Origin of the sequence: Sphingopyxis sp. (assembly GCF_050725655.1) — a bacterium.
Classification (GTDB): Bacteria; Pseudomonadota; Alphaproteobacteria; order Sphingomonadales; family Sphingomonadaceae; genus Sphingopyxis.
Genome location: NZ_JBOHHT010000118.1, coordinates 1 through 18,985, shown reverse-complemented (window position 1 = coordinate 18,985; position 18,985 = coordinate 1). Strand labels below are relative to the sequence as shown.

Sequence of the window (18,985 nt, the reverse complement as noted above, 5' to 3'; positions counted from 1 at the left end):
GACGCGCTCAGAATTTTGCCTTGGCGGTGATCGAATAGCGGCGACCGAACACGTCGTAGCCGAAGGATTGCGGCGCCGGCTGTTTGTCGAAGATGTTGGTGACGGCGAACCGCAGCTCCATGTCTTTCGACACCCGGAACTGGACCCCGGCGTTGTGCAGCCAATATTCGGGAACTGTCAGCCGGTCCTGGCTTTCGGCGGTGAAAGTGTTGTTGTAGCGAACGCTGCCGGTGTAGCGCGTTTGCCAGGTCAGGCTTACCGGGCCGATGTCCCAGCCAATATTGCCGAGGACCTGCGTTTTCGAAAAGCCGATCTCGCCGATCGAGTCCTCGATGGTGATGCCGGTGTTGGTGGTCTCGTACTGTTGCGGGCTGTATAATGTCGCGCCCAGCCGCAGATTGCCGTAATTTCCCAGGCTAAGCTGGTACAACAGGTTGGCGGTTATGCCGCTGTAGTTCAGGAACTCGCCGTTGACATAGCGCGAATCGACATTGGTGATCTGGCCCGATGCGGCGCGCGTGATGAGCTGGCAATAGACATTGCCTTGCGCAGCGTTGCTGACATCGAAGTCGGGGTCGTCATAACAGGAGGTGGCGATCTGATTCTCGGTCAATCGCGCGATGACGTTTTTGATTTTGATATTGATATAGTCGACCGACAAGGTGAGGTTCCGGATAGGCTGAAACACTGCGCCGATGCTGTAGGCGCGCGACGTTTCGTTCTCCAGAGCCGGGTCGCCCTGCTGGGTGCCGCGGATGCCGCTGCTGGTCGGCGAGAAGGGGAGCGGAATCGCCGATTGAGCATGGAGAGCCGCGCAGTTCCGCTGACGTGCAGCGGGATTGGTGCCATTGACAAGTTGCGAGCTGGCGCATGGATCGGTGATCGTAACGAAGCGCTCCGAGAGCGGCAGAAACAGCTCGGTGATCGCCGGCGCACGCAGCGAACGGGTATAGTTGCCGCGGATTTCGAGCCCGCGGACCGGCCGCCATTGCGCGCCGGCCGTATAGGCGAAAAAGCCGCCGTTGACGGTATTGTCGACGTAACGGACCTTGCCGGTGAGATCGAACCCGTGAACCAGCGGGACGCCGTTATCGGCACCGATCAGCGGGATCAGCACTTCGCCGAACAATTCGTCGGTGTTGAACGAACCCGACGTCGGCGGCACCGCCACCGAGCGGCCGAGGCCGAGCAGCTGGAAATCGTCGGGGGTGAACGAGGCACTCTCCCGGCGATGTTCATAGCCGATGTTGAACGCCACCGGTCCGCCCCAGACGTCGAACAGGCTGCCGCCAAGGTTGATGTTATAGACCTGCTGCTCCTGCCTCGACCTGGCGGTGGTGTCATCGGTGACATAATCGATCGCCTCGGGCGATGCCGAGCCTTCGCCGAACAGGTTGAGCGGCACGCAATTGGGATCGGCGACCGGCAGGAAGTCGGTCGCAGCGGTGGTCCCAGTGCCGTAGATCAGTGTCGGAACCTCGGTCGGGCTGCAGACGACCTGCCCGGCGGTGTTCCTGACCACATTGACCGCGTTGACGAATTTCTGCTGGTTGAGCTGAGTCTGGAAGTAAGTGGACGAGTAGCGGCCGAAATTGGCGGTCGCCTCCCAATTGAAGTTGCGTCCGCCCAGCTCGAACTCGCCTTCCAGACCGGCGACGCCGCGGATCATCTCGCTTTCCGACGAGGTCGCCTGACGGAACAGATCGTCGAGGTTGCGCGACAGGCGGAACGAGGTGATGCCGTTGGCGGCAAGCGTGTTTCGCGCCTGTTGGCTGAGCAACGGATAGTCGTTGCGGATGGTGAGCATACCGCTCTCCCCGGTCGTCAGGAAGCCGCCGTTCACATTGCCGGAGTCGCCCAGCTCCCGCGCCTCAGCCGAATAATAAATGCCTTCGAAGAAGACATCGACGTCGTCGGTGATCGAATAGCGCGCCAGCGCTGTGAAAGCCCGGCGGTCGAGATCGGAAGTGATTTGCTGATTTTCAGCCGGAAAATTGCCTTGCCCGCCGCTGAAGGTGCTGCCGAACGGAATGCCGGGATCGTAGGTAACAATGTTGCCCCCCGGTGCGAATTGCAGATAGTTCGTCAGGCTGGGCCCGAAGCCGCGAAGCCGCGAACCCGACATCGTAGTGGCGCCGGTCGACGGGAAGAGCACGCCATTGTCGTTGCTCAGCGCCACGCGCGAGTTACGGAGCAGCACGTTGTTCGGGATGCCGTCGGGCGTGGCGGCAGCCGTCAACTGGAACGGGATATTCGGATCGACGCGGCCGTCATTCGCCGGCGTTCGTCCGGGGATGGTTGCGGCCTGCGCTTCGGTCGGATTGGCGGCGAAGGCAAAGGCTTCGCGGAAGAAGGGGCGGTCGATCGCGAACACGCCGTCCTGACGGTCGATCGAACCGCTCAGCGTGATGTTGCCGCGGCCGCCGGCGAAATTGTGCCCGAATGCGGCGGAGACGTTGTAGCGTCGGCCGTCGCCGCGATCGGTTATACCGTTGGTGAGCTGCACCTCGAGTCCCTCGAAATCGCGCTTGAAAATGACGTTGGTGGTGCCCGCTATCGCATCTGAGCCATACGTCGGCGCGCCGCCGACCGAAATGCTCTCGACCCGGTTGACCAGCTGCGTCGTGATGATGTTGAGATCGACCTGGACACCTGGATTTCCGCCGCTGAAACTGCTCGCCGCATTGGCTGACACGACGCGGCGGCCATTGAGCAGGGTCAGCGTCCGCTGCGTTCCCAATCCATAGAGATTGACGAAATTGGCACCCGCGCCGAAGGCATTCTGGGCGCCGGCCGGGCTGGCCGGCGTTCCGAAGCCGGGAAGCTCGTTGAGGGCATCGGCAACGTTGGTGAGGCCGCGATTCTCGATATATTCGGCATCGATGACGGTCGCCGGCTCCAACGTGTCGAAGCCGGCGCGTTTGATGCGTGAGCCGGTGACGACGATCGTTTCTCCGTCGCTCTCGTTGCTTTCGAGCTGCGGTGTCGTGGTCGGCGGCGCCTCCTGAGCGAGCGCGTCGGACGCCGCCAGCGCCAACAGGGACGCGGATATTGCATAGGCCAGTGTACGGCTAATCATTTTCGTTGGTCCTCACCTGTTTGGAGTGCGCATCTTCGTGCCCGCGATTTTCACCCGACATATCGCGTTGTGGCGCGCCGAAATTTTTGCAGCCGTCCGAAAACCAATTCGATGCGACGTTCTCGATGCATGCCAGTGGACGGCGCGCCGAATTGGCCGAATGATTGTCCATGGCCAGCCGCTTGGCGCTTGCGCGCACTCGCTGGAAGCATCGATCAACTGATCGAGTGAGCCCGCAACGGGAGGAAGAAATGATGCGCAAGATCACGACGTGCCTGCTGACGATGATCGCTTTTGGGAGCACCGCCTTAGCGCCTGCGCGCGCCGAGGTGCTGATCCTGAAAAATGCGACGGTCGTCGATGTCGAAGCGGGAACGACCCGATCCGGGCAGACGATTCGCCTCGACAACGGCTGGATCGAGGCGGTCGGTGCCGCGGGCGGCCCCGCCACCGAAAAGGCGCGGGTGATCGATCTGGCGGGCAAATATGTGTTGCCCGGGCTTTGGGACATGCATTTGCACCCCGACAGCGAAAGCGATCTGTTGCAGATGATCGCGAACGGCGTGACCGGCGGTCGCATCATGTGGGGCAAGCCCGAACATCTCGCCTGGCGCGCGCAGATCGAGCTCGGCGAGCGCCGCGGCCCGCGGCTGTTCATCTCGGGTCCGATCATCGAGGGTCGTCCGCCACCCGAGATGGCGTCGGTGATTGCCACCGAAGGTCGGCGGCTGCTCGACACGCGCGCGCAGGCGATCGCCGAAGTTCGCGCGCAAAAAGCGGCGGGCTATGACTATCTGAAGGTCTATAACAATCTTCCGGCCGACGCTTATGCCGGTCTTGTCGAGGAAGGCGGGCGCCTGGGCATGCCCGTGGTCGGGCATATTCCCTTCGAGGTCGGCCTCGATGGCGCGCTCGCCGCGCGGCAGAAATCGATCGAGCATCTGCGCGGCTACAACATCCCGCTGGTCCCGGCCGACGCGCGGATCCAGCCCGGCAAGGACTATCGGTCGCGCACGCTCGCTTGGGCCTATGCCGATCTTGCGAAACTGGCGCCGCTGGTCGACGCGAGCCGCGCCGCCGGCGTCTATGAAACCCCGACGCTGTCGACCCGGATTTACACCGCTCCGGTGCGCGTGGTCGAAAACTATCTTGCCCAGCCCGCCGCAGCCTATCTCGATCCGAGCGACCGCGCGAGCCTCAAGGACCGGTCGCGCATCAAATGGCTCAGCAATTTCAGCGCCGCGGATTGGGAAGCGGCATCGCAAGGCCATGCGAAACAGGACGCGGTGCTCGTAGCGCTGCACCGGGCCGGCGTTCCCATCCTGGCGGGCACCGATCTGGGCCCGTGGGGCTTCACGCTTCACTATGAGCTCGAGCAACTCGTCGCAGCGGGGCTGACGCCGCGCGACGCGCTGATGACGGCGACGATCAACGCGGCGCAGTTCGCAGGCATCGCCGACCGGGCGGGCAAGGTCGCGCCAGGCTATCAGGGGGACCTGCTCATTCTCGACGCCGATCCGCTTCAGGATATCCACAACACCCAGCGCATCGCCGCGGTCGTGACCCGCGGCGAATGGCTCGGCCGTACCGATCTCGACGCGATGCTCGCCGAGATACGCGCCAAAATCGCCAAGAAGGCGGGCGCCCAATGACAAAGGAAGCCTTGATGACCGATACAGATTCGCACGCTTCGCGGCTGCAGGCGCAGCTCGAAGATTCACCGTTCCACCAGCTGTTCCAGATGACGATCGCGAGCGTCGATACCGCGGCGCAGACGCTCGCGCTCCGGCTCGACTTCACGTCGGCGGTCGAGCGCCAAGCGGGAACCGGCCAATATCATGGCGGCGCGATCGCCTCGCTGATCGATATAGCCGGCGATTATGCCTTGATCGCGATCCTCGGCCATGGCGTACCGACGATCAACTTCCGGGTCGACTATCTTCGTCCGGCGTCGGGCGCCGCGCTCGTCGCAACGGCAACGGTCCGGCGCGCCGGTCGCACCGTCGGCGTCGTCGACATCGACGTCGAGGACGACGCGGGCCGGCTCGTCGCAATTGGCCGCGGCTGCTATGGAACGCAGGCCGGATGATAGCGCGGGGCATCTTGCAGCGCCTGCTGGGCCTGTTCGCCGGTCTGGCGTGTCTCGCATCGTCGGCGACCACGCACGCGCGGGAACCGGCGAAGGACGGGGGCGGCTACGCCATCGTGAACGTCTCGGTGCTTCCGATGCGGACCGGGGGTGTCCTCGCCAATCAAACCGTGATCGTCCGGGGCGATCGGATCGTCAAAGTCGGGCCCGCGCGGTCCGTCAAGGTCGGCCGCGATCTCGAGGTGATCGATGGCAAGGGGCGCTATTTGATGCCCGGCCTCGCCGACATGCATGTGCATTTGTGGGACGAGCGCGAGCTGCCGCTCTATCTTGGCAATGGCGTCACCTTCGTGCGCAACATGTGGGGAGAGGACACCACGCTCACGATGCGCCGACGCATCGCGGCGGGCGAACTGGCGGGGCCGACGATCCTTACCGCGGGTCAGCTGATCGATGGCGAACCCCGGATATGGGCGGGGAGCGCACAGGCGCTCACACCGGTTGCGGGCGAGGCGCTGGTCGCCAAGCAAAAGGCCGCGGGCTTCGATTTCATCAAGGTCTACAGCAATCTCAAACCCGATGTGTTCGATGCGATAGCGGCAGCGGCGAAGCGCGAGGGAATTCCGTTTGCCGGCCATGTCCCGCGTTCGGTGCCGCTCGATCACGCGCTGCGTTCGGGCATGCGCACGATCGAGCATATGACCGGCTACCTCGAGGCATCGCTCGCCGAGGACCGCACGATCGGCGACAACAGCCGGTCCGAAGCGGGCATCGCGCTGGCGAAAAGCCTGGCATCCGGCGAGCTCGCCTATGACAAAGTGTTCGATCAGCAAAAGCTCGCCGCCGCGGCCGATCTCACGCGTGAGATGGGTGTCTGGAATGTTCCGACCCTGATCGTCCTGAAAAACGGCGCCCTGACTCGCCGCGAAATCGGGGCGGCGATGACGCGCGACGAACTGCGCTACGTCTCGCCCTTCATGCAGATGGGATGGAATCGGTCGAGCCGCACCGACGCCGAGCAGGAAATGCTCAAGGTCTTCGCCGAAAAGGGACCGCGCGAACGCATTGCGGCGTTGCGCCGGGCGGGCGCGCCGATCCTGGTGGGAACCGACACGCCCAATCCGCAGATCATCGCCGGTTTCGCGGTCCACGACGAAATGGCGCTTCTCGAAGAAGCGGGTTTCACGCGCTTTGAAGTGCTGAAAGCCGCGACGGCGAACGCATCCACCTTTCTTGGGACGCCCGATGAATTCGGCGTCGTCGCCGCGGGTGCGCGGGCGGACCTGTTGCTGCTCGAGGCCAATCCGCTCGACAATCTCGACAACCTCAAACGCCGCGCGGGCGTGATGCTCCGCGGTCGCTGGCTGCCCGAGGCCGAATTGCACGCCAAGCTCGAGGAGGTCGCCGCCGGCTACCGAAAGGCGCCCGATTGGTTCGCGGCCGCGTCGCCGCTTGCCGGGCTGGCCGAAAGCCCGGCCGCAGCGCGGCTGCAGTTCGTCACCGAATTCGCCGGCAAGCCGATCACAGCCGACCGGCTGGCATTCGCCGCGGCTGGCGACGGACGCCTCATCATCGCGCAGACCCAAACGACGGGAAGGGCCGCGGGTCTTCGCGACTATCGCCTCGAACTGGATTCGGCCGGGGCGCTGACGCGATATGTCCTCGACGATCATTCGCGCTTTGGCAGGAACGCCAGCCTGATGCGCGATGGCGCAACCTATCGGCTCGCGGTGGCGGGCAAGGACGATCAGGTCATCACGCCCGCAGCCGGTGAAGTCGTCCTGACCGACACGATCGCCGACGGCGCGCTGTTGGCGGTCGCGTTGCGCGCGATTCAGGTGGGCGAAACACGATCGCTTCCGATATGGACGATGGCATCACCCCGCGGCGGATTGCGCCTTGAGCGCCGGAACTGGTCGGTCACGCGACGGGCCGAGACCGCGGACGGTGCCAGCGGGTTCGACATTCGGATCGGCAGCGCGGGTCCATTGCCAGCGATGACGATGTGGGTCGACCTGGCAGGAGGGCTTCCGGTGCGGGTCGAGGAGTCCGGTGGTCTTCTGGTCCAGCGGCGGACCGACTGACCGCCGCCGCGCGCGACATGATCGTCTTTGAGCCAGCGGCTCCGTCCCACCCGGACGGGGCCGCTGTTGCATTTCCTGCGGCGCTGAATCTGTAATCCCTGCGCCGATCGACCGACGAGGGCGCCGGGGAGGGCGCCGGGGAGGGCGGCCCAGACTCCAGCCGGAAGCGGATTGCCCCCAACGCGAAGCGGCGGCGGTTTGGCGGGATCAAAATCCCGCCGAAACCACCGCCGCCACGCGCTGCTGTTATTTGTCGCGATGCTGCCCGTCAGAAGCGCATCTCTGCCCTGATGCCATACATGCGGGGCTTGCCGACGGTCAGCAGCGGCGGGAAGGTCGATGCCGAGATCGAGCCGCCGGTCAGATAGCGTTCGTCGGAGGCATTGTCGGCGAACAGCCCGATCTGGAATTGTTCATTCTGTACCCCGGCATAGAGGTTCACCACCGAATAGCCGTCGGCAATCAACAGGTTGGTGACGTTGAATGAGCGGTCGCTGACCATATTGATGTCGGCGCGCAGCCGCGCGTCCCACCCGCCCACGCCGATCGGAAAGACATATTGCGCGCCGGCGCTGACCGTGACGCTCGGCGCAAAGGACAATTTGTTGCCGCCAAGATCGGGACTGATGCCAAAGACCGACGCCGAGATCGGGTCGATATAGTCGACAAACCGGGCATCGAGCACCGAGATCGACGCATTGACATCGAAACCACGGGTTGGCGTCGCGGATACCGATGCTTCGATCCCCTTGATGCGCGACTTGCCGGCATTTTCGACGTAGGTGCGGACCGGGTTGATCGGCGATTGCCGCGTGATCTGCTGGTTCGTCCAGTCCATCAGGAAGGCGGCGACGCTATAGCTCATGCGCCCGCCCGCAAGCTTTCCTTTCATGCCGACTTCATAGTTGGTCAGAAATTCGGATTCATAGTTGATCCGGTTGGCGGGCGCGAAGGCGGGGTCGTTGGTGCCGCCGGAGTGATAGCCGCGCGTGTAGGTGGCGTAGAGGTGAATATCCTCGGTCGGCTTGAACGACAGTGTCGCGCTCGGCAGCCATTCTCCGGCCTTGCGTTCGAATAATGAGTTGATCACGGGATTCTCAAGACTGCGCTTTTCCCAATCATAGCGCAGGCCGCCGATGACCGAGAGACGGTCGGTCAGCTTATACTCAAGGTTGGCAAACGCCGCGAGGTTGGTGATGCGCACAATATTGCTGGAGAATATGCCGACGCCGTTGGACAGGGTGTCCGACCGGCGGCGATTCTGATACGCATAGCCGCCGACGAGCCAGATCAGCGGGCCATCGCCGTCCGACGCGAGCCGCAACTCTTCGCTCCAACCCTCGTTCCGGATCTTGACGTTGAAGAACATGCTGCCGAGCGAACTGGTGCTCAGTGTCGGCAAGCGATTGGTGTCGGCGCGCAAATCCGTATCCTGGCGCGCCGCGCCGGTGATGCTGGTGAGCGTGACGCCGCCGAAATCATAGGTCGCATTCAGGACCGCAGTGGTCTCTTTGCGTTTGAAATAGCCTGGAAAATTCTGATTTATGGTCAGGTCGAAATCGTTGAAGCTGATCCGGCCGAGACCGATGTCGCGAAAACTCTGGGGATTATTCACATCGAACCCGATCGGAGCGACCGCGCAATCGCCGCAGCCGTCGTCGGTATCCGAATAGTTCATCGTGAGATTGATCTCGAGCGCGTCGGTCGGGGTGAAGCGGAGATGACCGCGCACGTCGATGTCGCGCTCGTCGTTGATATTCTTGCTGCCGTCGAAACGATTGTCGAGGTAGCCGCCGGACTTGCGGTAGCTTGCACCCACCTGCGCCGCGAGAATGTCGGTGACGATGGGGCCGCCCACCGATCCGGCCAGGCGATAGGTGCCGTAGGAGCCGACCTCGGTCCGGACGAAGCCCTCGAAATCATTGCCGGGCTTGCGCGTGACATAGTTGATGATGCCGCCGAGCGCATTGCGGCCGTAAAGTGTCGGTTGCGGACCGCGAAGGATTTCGACGCGCTCGAGGTCAAAGATTTGCGCGTTGTTCCCCGACCGGTTGAAGCCCAGCGTGAAGCCGTCGACGAGAACCTGCACCGTCGGATCCGAAAAACCCTGGGGCGAAACGCCGCGGATGATCGCGTTGGTGGTCTGCCGACCGATGGTTTCCGAAAAGACAAGGCCGGGCGTCGATGTGGCAAGGTCCTGAACGCCGGTAATCCCGGCTTCGCGCAGTTCGTCCGCGCCGATCGCCGACAGGCTGAGCGGGACGTCGATCAGGCGTTGTTCGCGCTTCTGCGCCGTAACCACGATGTCGACCGAACTGTCGGTATCGGCCGCCGCATTCGCAGCGTCATTCGGGCTCGCCTGCGCCGATGCCGGCGTGACATGCATGCAACTCGCCAGAAGCATCGCGCTGCATCCCAAAACCTTCTTTGCCATTTTCATCCCCTCCTCTTCTTCCCCATTTCCGCTTCGAGGCTAATATCGGGCTTGACGGCTGTCCTGCTTCCGTCCGACGAAATTCGATTGCAGTCCGAACGCTGGTGCGCCGTATCGAAGTGCCCGATACTGCAATCGGACGGATGAGTGTTGCGGTCGGCCATGGTGCGATCGCCGGGCTTGCCGACCGCCCGTCGTTCATGGTCGTCTGGGGCCGAAAACTAATATTCTTGGGGAGAGACGAGGATGGCGAGCAACGTTGCAGAGAGTCAGGCGGTCGCCTCGGCACCGGCGCGCGGTCTGCCCAAAGGCGCGATACTGGTCATCCTGTTCGAATTTTTCGAACGGTTCGGCTTCTATTCGCTGCTTTCGCTCCTGGCCCTGTTCCTCACCGCGTCGCGCATGGCCGGCGGCTTCGGCTGGGAGCAGGCGTCGGCGCTGGGCGTGCTCGGCATCTACACCGGCCTGATGTACGCCCTGCCGGCGATCGGCGGCTATGTCGCCGACCGGATCCTCGGCCATCGCGCCGCCATCGTCGTCGGCGCGGTGTTGATGCTGAGCGGTTATGTGCTGCTCGCGCTGATCGGCATCCTCCCCGCCTTCTTTGGCGCGTCGACCGCCGCTGCGTTCGCGGCGTTGGCCGTGCCTTTGGGAAGCTGGACGACGCCTGCCGGACTGAACGCCGATCTCGCGAGCGCATACGGGCTTGTCACTTTGTGTTTCTGGGGCGCGCTTCTGTGCCTCGTGCTTGGCAATGCGCTGTTCAAATCGACGATGGTGATCGTATTGGGCGACAGTTTCGCGCCGACCGATCCGCGCCGCGACCGCGCCTATGCCTATTATTATATGGGGATCAACATCGGCGGCTTTATCGCCGGGATCGCCGCGGGATCGGTTGCCGTCAGCTTTGGCTGGCATCCGGCCTTTGCGATGTCGGCCGTCGGCATCGGCATCGGCCTTGGCGCCTATTCGCTGCTGGCCAGCCGGATGCTCGGCCCGCAGCGCCTGGCGGCGGAGTCGACCGAAACCGCGGAAGCTGAAGTTCATGTGGTGCAGCGACTGCTCATTCTCGCCCTTCTCGCGCTTCTCCTGTGCATCTATGCGATCGGCCATTTTCAGGTCTATGGGACCTTCTCGCTGTTCCTCGAACAGCATGTCGACCGCCATGTCGGGTCCTTCGAAATTCCCACCCAATGGTTTACGTCGGTCAACGCGCTGGGCCTGATCATCGCGGCGCCGGTCTTTGCCGCAATCTGGCACCGGCTCGCGCGCGCCGGGCGCGAACCCGACATCATCGTCAAATATGCGATTGCGCTCATGATGGGCGGCGCGGGTGTGCTGCTGTTCGCCTGGCAGGCATCGGGGGCAGTCGAAAAGCCGTCGTGGCTGATGCTCGCCCTCGCGATCCTGGTTATCGCGGCGGGCGAAGTCGCGGCGTGGGTCTCGACCTATGGGATCGTCTATCGTCTTGCGCCGCGGCGGATCGTGGCCGCGGTGATGGGCGCCTTCTATGCCATCACCCTGGGGCTCGGCGGTTATGCGGCCGGCGGGCTGGGACGGTTCGCCGGCGCCCTTGGCAACACGACCTATTTTGTCCTGCTGTCGTTGCTGATGCTGGGCGCGGCGGGCGCGGCGTTGCTCTTCCGCGGCAAGCTGCGCCGCTTCGCCGCGGCGCATGGCGCCGATCTTTCGGCCAACGCCAAATAGGGTGCAGCTTCACCCTGACGGGGCGAGGCGGTCCAGAAATTCGAGCACGCGCTGCCACGCGTCATAGCTGGCGGCGCAGTTCGCTTCGGGGTCGCCGCCGGTGGACGACCAGCGCTTCGAGACCGGATGGACCGAAAAGCCCGAGATCGCGTTGGCGATGCCGACGCGCGACAGGCCATGTCCGGCGCCGGGATAATTGTGCAGTTCGACGAGGTCGCCCTTGCCGAGCGTCGTCATGCGCTCCTTGATCTTGGTGGCACCGAATGCCGAAGGCCACATTGTGTCCTCGCCGCCGCCGAGTAGGAGCATGGGGACGTCGATGCGCGCCAGCGGGGTTGCATAATAGTCATAGGCAATCGGGTTGCTCCACTCGGTCATGAAGCGCGGGCTGCCGGCATAGCCCGGCGGCGCATCGCCCGCCGCGTCGCGCCTTTCGTTCGGTGGGCGATCGTCGGCCGCCTCGAAGCGCGGAAAGGGGATGCTGCGGCCATCGAGGGTCCACGCGGATTGCCACGGCTGAACGTCGGGCCCGAAACCGCCGTGGACAAGCGGCGAGGGGACATAGCCGACCAGCCCGGCGACATGATCCGGAAAATAGGCCGCGGTCAGCTGGACCGCTTCCGAACCGCGCGACGTGCCGATCAGCGCGACCCGCTTTGCGCCAGCCTTGGCCGAAAGCCACCGCGCCCCATCGGCGAATGTTTCGAGCGGAATTTCGACAAGCGAGGGCTTGAGATCCTTGTAGTTGAAATAGGCGAGCGCAAGCGCCGGATGGCCCCGGCTCGCCAGCAGTCCGGCCTGCGCGCTCGGCACGCCGCCGCCCGACCCGCCGAGGGCGACGACCGGGATGCCGGTAACGCGGGCGGGAGCGAAATAGAGGCCGTTCACTCGGCCCTCGGCGACCGGCGTGGTCGTGACGTCCGATGCGACATAGCGCCGGGTGATGGTCGATGAGCCGATGCGTTTTCCGTCGGCCGTTGCCGTGATCGCGACGGTGAAGCTGTCGCGGGTGCCGAGCAGCGGCGAGGTGCGACCGGGTGTTTTTCCGAGCTTTTCGAGAAAGGCCGGAATATCTTCATGTGGTACGGGCAATGCCGAACAGGCGAGGCCGCCGGCCAGCACGCCCCGATAGCTGCCGCCGGTCGAAGCGGCGCGCGAGGTCATGATTTCGCCCTTGCTGTCGGCACGGTACTGGCCGACCGCGGTCCAGCTTTGCGGCGGCGTTTGCTCGTCCTCGACCTTCGCCTCGATGACGATATTGGCACCGGGCTTGGCGCCGCTCACGGTCACCGCGAACGGATGATCGACCAGACCGTCGCCCGGATCGACCTTCACCGTTGGAGTGGACGTGGCCGCGACGAGGGGAAAGGCCGAGACGAGCACCGCGGCACGTGCCTTGCGAAGAAGGTGCATAAAATATCCTTTCGACCAACTGGGTTCACCAACAAGCGCTGGCGCCGCCGCCCGTAAAGTCGCGCGGCGATTGCAAAGCGCCGGATTGCTGTTGGAAGTCGAATCCGCGGCACCGCCGATCAGTCGAGGCTTTTGGGCGCGGCCTCGAAAGCAAGCATCGTGTCGCCAAACGCCTCGACCCGCAGGACGATGGTCTGGCCGCGGCGCTCGGGCCGGAAACCTGCCGCTTCGATCATCGCCGCAGCGCGGTCGAGATCGGCAACGGCGATCCGCAGCGTCGTGAATCGTGGCGCCCGGTCGGATGAATTGTCGTCATCGCGCTCGATGCCGAGCCGAATTGCGCCAAGCTCGATCCGGCCCTCGTCCCCCGTGGCCGTGAAAGGCGCGCCAAAGAGACGGCCCAGCAGCGCGCCAGCCGTTGCCGGAGCCCCGGCCGCGACATCCACACCATGGATACGGAGCGCGCCATTGGGGTGACGCATCCACTCGCTGCGCCAGACAAGTTCGGGCGTCCGATGTTCGCAAAAGAAGAAATAGCCGTCGAACGGCTCGTGTGGGCGAAGCTGCGCGGTGCGGAACCCCGCCTCGCGCACCGAGCCGTCGATGTCGACCGGACGGACGAACGCCACCGGCGCGTCGGTCGGGATACCGGCCGCCAATGTCCGTTCCCGATCCCGTGCGATGTCGCGGGTGGCCAGCGCGCAGCCGAACAGGCCAGGGTGCGACAGCGCCTCGCGAACACGGCCGTTGAACGGCGTGGGTTCGTCGACCGCGAGCAGTTCCCAATAACAGTCGGGAAGGACGATCAAATGGTTCGAGGTGCCGCGCCCGCTGTGGACGCCGCGGTCGGTCACGGTAAAGCCGATTCGCCGCGCGGCGTCGGCCGCCGCGGCCAGATCCGGGACCACCGACATCAGATGATCGATCCCGTTCACATATTTTCCTGTCGCGATGGGGGTGGATTGGCTTTGATTACGGCCGCTTCCAGTTGCTTGGCAGCGCGCCGAAATATTTCTTGAAGGCGCAGGTGAAATTGGCCGGATATTCATAGCCGGTCTGATACGCCACTTCGGACACGCTATACTCGCTCGTCAGCAGCAGCTGGGAGGCGTGCCGCATCCGCTGCTGGATGATGAAATCATAGATTGTGACCCCGAATACCTCCCTGAAACCCGCCTTCAGCTTGGTCTGATTCACGCCGACCATGCGGGCGAGATTGGGGATTTTCGGCGGCGCGACGAAATGTTCGGCCAGATAGTCGCGGGCCTCGTAGATGCGGTTGAGATCGCGCGCGTTGAGGCCCGAAGCCGACCGGCGGACGAGGTCCCGGTTGGCGAATTCCCCGAGCAGGGTGCAGAGCAGCTCGAGGCACACCGCCTCGACATAGGAGGCGCGCAATTGACGCGGCAGCGCATGGCGTGAATCGATAATCTGCTGGGTGGCGCGCGCCAGGTCGGGGCCGAGCGTCAGCGCCTGCGACAAAACCTCGCCGGTCTTGTCGAAAAGCCGGTCGAAGGGCGGCGGCGTGCTCGCCCGGTCGAGGCCGAGCATCGCTGTGAAAAGATCGCCGCGGCAATGGAGGACGACCATCCTTGTTTCCTGCCCGCCGGCAATGAAATAGCCCTCGGCGGCGCGCCCGACAGAGACGTGGAGATGCGCCTGGGGGCCCTTGATCAGCGTCTCGCCGCGCGAATCGAGGAGACGGCCCGAAAGCATGAGCCGAAGCTTGAAGTGCCGTTTGCCTTCGACATTGACCCAATGATCTTCATTATAGGTGGCGTCGGTGACCGACGCGACGAGATGTTCGTTGAGCCGGAAGAAATCCCAATAGCCCGACCCCGTATCATCGGTCAGGAAATGCCTTACCCCGACGATGCTGTTACGCCCCGCGGTGGCGCGCAGACGGAGGTCGAGACGGTGGTGTTTGGGCGTCGGCGAGGCGCCGACCGCATCGTCGAGCGCCCGATCGAAACTGTCCTGGTCCATCCCGACGATTGCTCCGTCCGAAAGGATGAAGCCGTCCAGGTCGTCGGCCCCGTCCCGTTCGGCCGAAGCCGGCCGCGCGCTCGCGATAAGCTCGTTCATCGACTCTCCTTTCGCAAAGCTCGCTGCGGGTGGAGCAATGATATCCGCCGACTTCGCGCGGGTAACCGAATTGCGCCAATCTCTGCTTATAGCTAGACCGAATTCCGCGCGCGCGCCAATTGATACGCGATAGAATATTAATGCGATCCGACGGCGATCGATCCGCCGCGGCGCGCATGCGCCCACCCGGATGGTCGAGGCAGGCCGCGTCCGGCGTCCCTTCGCGACAATAATCCGTCGGCTCCCATTAGATTTGCGCGCCGCTGGGCTGGTAAGCCCTCGGCACTTGAGGTCGGCAGCACGGATGCGGGCGCCGAAATATTTGGGGAGGTTTTCTTGCGTGCAGTCCTGACGATGGCCCATGGGGATCGAAGCAATTTGAAGCTAGTCGAGGATTTTCCCGATCCGGTTCCCGCCGAAGACGAAGTTGTCGTCCGCGTCGCGGCGACAGCGCTCAACTACCACGACATCTTCACCCGCCGCGGCATGCCGGGCATCCGGCTCGAACTTCCCGTTATCGTCGGATCCGACATCGCGGGCGAGATCGTCGAAACGGGTTCGGCCGTCACCGGCTGGTCGGTCGGCGACCGCGTGCTGATCGACCCGGTTTATCGCGACGGCAAACGCTCCGGCATGATTGGCGAGACCGCGCATGGCGGACGCGCCGAACTGGTCAGCGCACCGGCGTCGCAGTTGATCCGCGTGCCCGATGCGGTCAGCCTCGAAGACGCGGCCTCGCTGCCACTCGGTTACGGCACCGCGTACCGAATGATGATCACACGCGGCCAGATCGCCGCGGGTGAGAAAGTCTTGATCCTCGGGGCAAGCGGCGGGGTCGGTGTCGCCTGCGTCCAGTTGGCGAAGCTTTACGGAGCCGAAGTCGTCGCCTGCGCCAGTTCGCAATCGAAGATCGAGCGGCTGCGGCAGCTCGGCGCCGATCATGTCATCGATTACAGCAAGCAGGCGATTCTCGACGGCATTCGCGAAATCTATGGCAAGCCGCGGACGAACGGCGATGGCGGCGTCGATGTTGCGATCAATTTCACCGGTGGCGACACCTGGGTCGAAACCCAGAAATGCGTCAAGAAACATGGCCGGATCATAACCTGCGGCGCAACCGCGGGTTACGAGATGATGACCGACGCCCGCTACCTGTGGACCTATGAGCATCACATGCTCGGTTCGAACGGCTGGTCGCCGGCGGACCTCGAGGCGCTTCTTGCGCTCATCGAGAGCGGGCGCCTCAAGCCGGTCATCGACAAAGTGTTTCCGCTCGAAGAAATCGACGAGGCCGAGCGCCTGCTCGAAGACCGCGAGGTTTTCGGGAAAGTGATAATGCGGCCGTGACGATCCTGGCATCCGACCTTCAATCGGTGGCCCGGGACAAACGCCTTGGGACCGCCAATCTGGGTGATATCGTCCCGTCGCTGGGCGAGAGAGTGGCGCTGATCGACGAGCGCGCGGGCGGCACGCGGTGGACGGCAACGGGTATTCGCGAAGCCGCCGCCGCGATCGCCGGCGGTCTGCGCGAGCGTGGCTGCCCGCCGGGCGACGCGATCGCGATCATTGCCGAAAACAGCGGCGAGTTCCTCTGCTGCTATCTCGGTATCATGCAGGCGGGCCTGGTCGCGGTGCCGGTGAACTATCGGCTGCCCGCCGAAACAATAGCGTTCATCCTCAACGATTGCGGCGCGAGGCTGGCGTTGGTCGATGCCGTCGGCCGGTCGGTGATTCCGTCCGATTTCCCGATAATCCGCCTCGACAGCGATGGACCCGGCACATTCGAGGCGCTCGTCACCGGGAAGGCGATGTACCCGACCGAGCCGATCGCCGGGGAAATCGCGACGATCCTCTATACGTCGGGCTCGACCGGCCGACCGAAGGGGGTGCCGCTTTCGCATAGCGGGCAGCTTTGGGCCCTCGGCATTCATGCCCTGCCCGAAAAGACGACCGGCGAAAGCACGCTGATCGTCGCGCCGATGTATCATATGAACGCGCTTTTCAACATGTCGGTGGCGCTCATCAATGGCGTCGAGATCGTCCTGATGCCGCGCTTCGAGGCGCGATCGTGGCTCGGGGCAATCGCGACGCACCGGTGCACGCGGCTCAGCGGCATCCCGTCGATGTTCGCGATGGCGGCGCGTGAACGCGACTTGATCGACGTGTTCGATCTGTCGTCGGTCACCCGGATCACCATCGGATCGGCGCCTTTGACCGAAGCGCTGGTCGACCGCGTCCGCGCGATCTTTCCCAATGCGCTGGTTACCAACGGCTATGGCACGACCGAGGCGGGGCCGTCGATCTTCGGCGAGCATCCCCAGGGTCTCGTTCGGCCGCCGCTGGCGCTGGGCTATCCGCTTGCCGAGGTCGAATTGCGTTTGACCGAAGGCACCGACGAGCAGGGCGTCCTCGAACTGCGCACCCCGGCCCAGCTCGACGGCTATCTGAACCTGCCCGACGCGACCGCCGAGCGGATCCGTGACGGGTGGTACATCACCGGCGACATCATGCGCCGCGACGAACAGGGGTTCTTCTATTTTGTCGGTCGTGCCGACGACATGTTCGTGTGCGGCGGCGAGAATGTCTATCCCGGCGAGGTCGAAAAGCTGCTTGAGCGCCATCCCGATGTCATGCAGGCGGCGGTCGTCGCGGTGCCCGACGAGATCAAGGGACATATCCCGATCGCGTTCGTCGTGCCGGCGCCAGATGCCGCTCTATCGGAGGCGCAGCTCAAGGATTTCGCGCTCGCCGAGGGACCCGCCTTCAGTCATCCGCGCGCCGTGCTGATCGTCGACGAGTTGCCGGTTGCCGGAACCCACAAGATCGACAAGCGGCCGCTGTTGCCGCTCGCCATCAAGGCCGCTCGCGCGCTCAAGCGCGGCTAAAAATCCCCAAATTCTTGGCTTGGCGTGAGGCTGCCCGCGAGGCGGCCTCGCGCCAAGCCGCCGGATTCAGGACGCCTATCCCCGTCTTCGCGGGAGCGATGCGACCGCGGCAACGAACCGGTCCAGATTTCCGTCGTTCAGCCCGGCCACATTGATGCGGCCCGAACGCGCCATATAAATTCCGTGGTCCCGGCGTAGCGCGTCGACCTCCTCGGGATCGAGCGGAAGGAGCGCGAACAAGCCGTTCTGGGCGGCGATCGACGAGAAATCGATCGACCCGCCATCGGCGCGGGACAGCCGTGTCCTGACGGCGCGGATACGGACGCGCATGGCCTCCAGCCCGGCCCGCCAGTCGCGTTCGAGCTGCGTGTCGCCCAGGATCGTGCGAACGACCGCGGCGCCGTGATCGGGCGGATTCGAATAGAGAAGGCGCGCCATCGACTGGAGGTTGGACCCGACCGTGGCGGCGTCCGCGGCGTTCGCGGTCAGCGCGATCAGGATACCGGTCCGTTCGCGGTACAGGCCGAAGCTCTTCGAGCAGGACGCGGCGATGAGCGCCTCGGGCACATGTTCGAGCAGATAGCGGACGCCAGCCGCATCCCGGTCGAGACCCTCGCCCAGCCCTTGATACGCCATGTCGATCAGCGGCAGGAGGCCGCGCCGTTCGATCATCGCCGTTACGTCGCGCCACCGTTCGAAACCGAGTTCCGCGCCGGTCGGGTTGTGGCAGCAGCCATGAAGCAGCACCACGTCACCGGCCGCCGCCTTGCTCAGCACGTCCATCATCACGGCGAAATCGAGCGTCGCGGTGGCTGGATCATAATAGCGGTATGTCCCGAATTCCAGACCGGTCGCCGCGATCAGCGGGGCATGGTTGGGCCAGCTCGGGGTGCCGAGCCACACGCGGGCGCCGGGCTTCGTATGGGCGATCAGTTCCATCGCGAGCCGCAGCGCCCCCGTTCCGCCTGCCGCCTGCACGCTGGCGATCCTCTCCGCCTCGGGGGCGCCCCGACCGATCACGACATCTTGCACCTGGCGCGCGAACTCGGAATCGCCTGCGGGGCCGACGTAGGCCTTGGTCGCCTGTGTCTCGAGCAGATATCGCTCGGCCGCCTTTACGCTCGCCGAAACCGGGGCGCGGCCCGCTTCGTCGCGATAGACACCGATGCCAAGATCGATCGTGTCGGGCCGCGGGTCGGCGCGCATGAG

13 protein-coding genes are annotated in these 18,985 nt (G+C 64.3%); 6 read left to right on the top strand and 7 right to left on the bottom strand.

Annotated elements, in window-relative coordinates:
* Window positions 1-7 precede the first annotated feature (7 nt).
* Both ACREBX_RS18460 and ACREBX_RS18455 read right to left on the bottom strand, forming a co-directional pair.
* Complete coding sequence (locus ACREBX_RS18460) at window positions 8-3,079, bottom strand: TonB-dependent receptor domain-containing protein (RefSeq protein ID WP_431563195.1); 3,072 nt, start codon at window positions 3,077-3,079, stop codon at window positions 8-10.
* Window positions 3,072-3,251 carry a hypothetical protein gene (locus tag ACREBX_RS18455; protein ID WP_431563194.1) on the bottom strand — a complete coding sequence of 60 codons (180 nt, stop codon included), beginning with the start codon at window positions 3,249-3,251 and terminating at the stop codon, window positions 3,072-3,074. The genes ACREBX_RS18460 and ACREBX_RS18455 overlap by 8 nt, the downstream gene beginning before the upstream one ends.
* Before the next feature lie 79 nt (window positions 3,252-3,330).
* On the opposite strand from ACREBX_RS18455, the gene ACREBX_RS18450 reads away from it, so the two are divergent.
* From ACREBX_RS18450 to ACREBX_RS18440, 3 genes are read left to right on the top strand one after another with little or no spacing between them, the layout of a single operon-like run.
* On the top strand, window positions 3,331-4,731 hold the full coding sequence (locus ACREBX_RS18450) for an amidohydrolase family protein (protein WP_431563193.1): 1,401 nt from the start codon (window positions 3,331-3,333) through the stop codon (window positions 4,729-4,731).
* Window positions 4,732-4,745: 14 nt separating this feature from the next.
* Window positions 4,746-5,168 carry a PaaI family thioesterase gene (locus tag ACREBX_RS18445; protein ID WP_431563192.1) on the top strand — a complete coding sequence of 141 codons (423 nt, stop codon included), beginning with the start codon at window positions 4,746-4,748 and terminating at the stop codon, window positions 5,166-5,168.
* Between the two features lie 14 nt (window positions 5,169-5,182).
* Complete coding sequence (locus ACREBX_RS18440) at window positions 5,183-7,252, top strand: amidohydrolase family protein (protein WP_431563191.1); 2,070 nt, start codon at window positions 5,183-5,185, stop codon at window positions 7,250-7,252.
* Window positions 7,253-7,520: 268 nt separating this feature from the next.
* Here ACREBX_RS18440 and ACREBX_RS18435 read toward each other — a convergent pair whose 3' ends face one another.
* Window positions 7,521-9,686 carry a TonB-dependent receptor gene (locus tag ACREBX_RS18435; RefSeq protein WP_431563190.1) on the bottom strand — a complete coding sequence of 722 codons (2,166 nt, stop codon included), beginning with the start codon at window positions 9,684-9,686 and terminating at the stop codon, window positions 7,521-7,523.
* Between the two features lie 246 nt (window positions 9,687-9,932).
* Here ACREBX_RS18435 and ACREBX_RS18430 point away from each other — a divergent pair, with 246 nt between their 5' ends.
* A complete protein-coding gene (locus ACREBX_RS18430; protein ID WP_431563189.1) occupies window positions 9,933-11,393 on the top strand; it encodes a peptide MFS transporter in 1,461 nt (486 codons plus the stop codon).
* A gap of 9 nt (window positions 11,394-11,402) precedes the next feature.
* On the opposite strand, the gene ACREBX_RS18425 is transcribed toward ACREBX_RS18430, so the two are convergent.
* From ACREBX_RS18425 to ACREBX_RS18415, 3 genes are all read right to left on the bottom strand, one after another.
* Window positions 11,403-12,806, bottom strand: coding sequence for an acyl-CoA thioesterase/bile acid-CoA:amino acid N-acyltransferase family protein (locus ACREBX_RS18425; protein ID WP_431563188.1), 1,404 nt, complete (start codon window positions 12,804-12,806; stop codon window positions 11,403-11,405).
* A 119-nt stretch (window positions 12,807-12,925) separates the two neighbouring features.
* Window positions 12,926-13,741: a VOC family protein gene (locus ACREBX_RS18420; protein ID WP_431563187.1), complete on the bottom strand. Its 816-nt coding sequence runs from the start codon at window positions 13,739-13,741 to the stop codon at window positions 12,926-12,928.
* A gap of 37 nt (window positions 13,742-13,778) precedes the next feature.
* A complete protein-coding gene (locus tag ACREBX_RS18415; RefSeq protein ID WP_431563186.1) occupies window positions 13,779-14,891 on the bottom strand; it encodes a helix-turn-helix transcriptional regulator in 1,113 nt (370 codons plus the stop codon).
* A gap of 336 nt (window positions 14,892-15,227) precedes the next feature.
* Here ACREBX_RS18415 and ACREBX_RS18410 point away from each other — a divergent pair, with 336 nt between their 5' ends.
* Together ACREBX_RS18410 and ACREBX_RS18405 are read left to right on the top strand one after the other, a co-directional pair.
* Window positions 15,228-16,238 (top strand): zinc-binding dehydrogenase, encoded by a 1,011-nt coding sequence (locus tag ACREBX_RS18410; RefSeq protein WP_431563185.1) that lies wholly within the window; start codon window positions 15,228-15,230, stop codon window positions 16,236-16,238.
* On the top strand, window positions 16,235-17,776 hold the full coding sequence (locus ACREBX_RS18405) for a class I adenylate-forming enzyme family protein (protein ID WP_431563184.1): 1,542 nt from the start codon (window positions 16,235-16,237) through the stop codon (window positions 17,774-17,776). The genes ACREBX_RS18410 and ACREBX_RS18405 overlap by 4 nt, the downstream gene beginning before the upstream one ends.
* Before the next feature lie 75 nt (window positions 17,777-17,851).
* Here the strand turns inward: ACREBX_RS18405 and ACREBX_RS18400 are convergent.
* Window positions 17,852-18,985 (bottom strand): aromatic amino acid transaminase (locus ACREBX_RS18400; RefSeq protein WP_431563183.1); only part of this gene is annotated, 1,134 nt, incomplete at its 5' end.

Coding starts and splice junctions, on each gene's coding strand:
- ACREBX_RS18445 (WP_431563192.1), top strand. CDS start 4,746: ATGACCGATACAGATTCGCACGCTTCGCGGCTGCAGGCGCAGCTCGAA.
- ACREBX_RS18430 (WP_431563189.1), top strand. CDS start 9,933: ATGGCGAGCAACGTTGCAGAGAGTCAGGCGGTCGCCTCGGCACCGGCG.
- ACREBX_RS18435 (WP_431563190.1), bottom strand. CDS start 9,686: ATGGCAAAGAAGGTTTTGGGATGCAGCGCGATGCTTCTGGCGAGTTGC.
- ACREBX_RS18415 (WP_431563186.1), bottom strand. CDS start 14,891: ATGAACGAGCTTATCGCGAGCGCGCGGCCGGCTTCGGCCGAACGGGAC.
- ACREBX_RS18455 (WP_431563194.1), bottom strand. CDS start 3,251: ATGGACAATCATTCGGCCAATTCGGCGCGCCGTCCACTGGCATGCATC.
- ACREBX_RS18450 (WP_431563193.1), top strand. CDS start 3,331: ATGATGCGCAAGATCACGACGTGCCTGCTGACGATGATCGCTTTTGGG.
- ACREBX_RS18460 (WP_431563195.1), bottom strand. CDS start 3,079: ATGATTAGCCGTACACTGGCCTATGCAATATCCGCGTCCCTGTTGGCG.
- ACREBX_RS18425 (WP_431563188.1), bottom strand. CDS start 12,806: ATGCACCTTCTTCGCAAGGCACGTGCCGCGGTGCTCGTCTCGGCCTTT.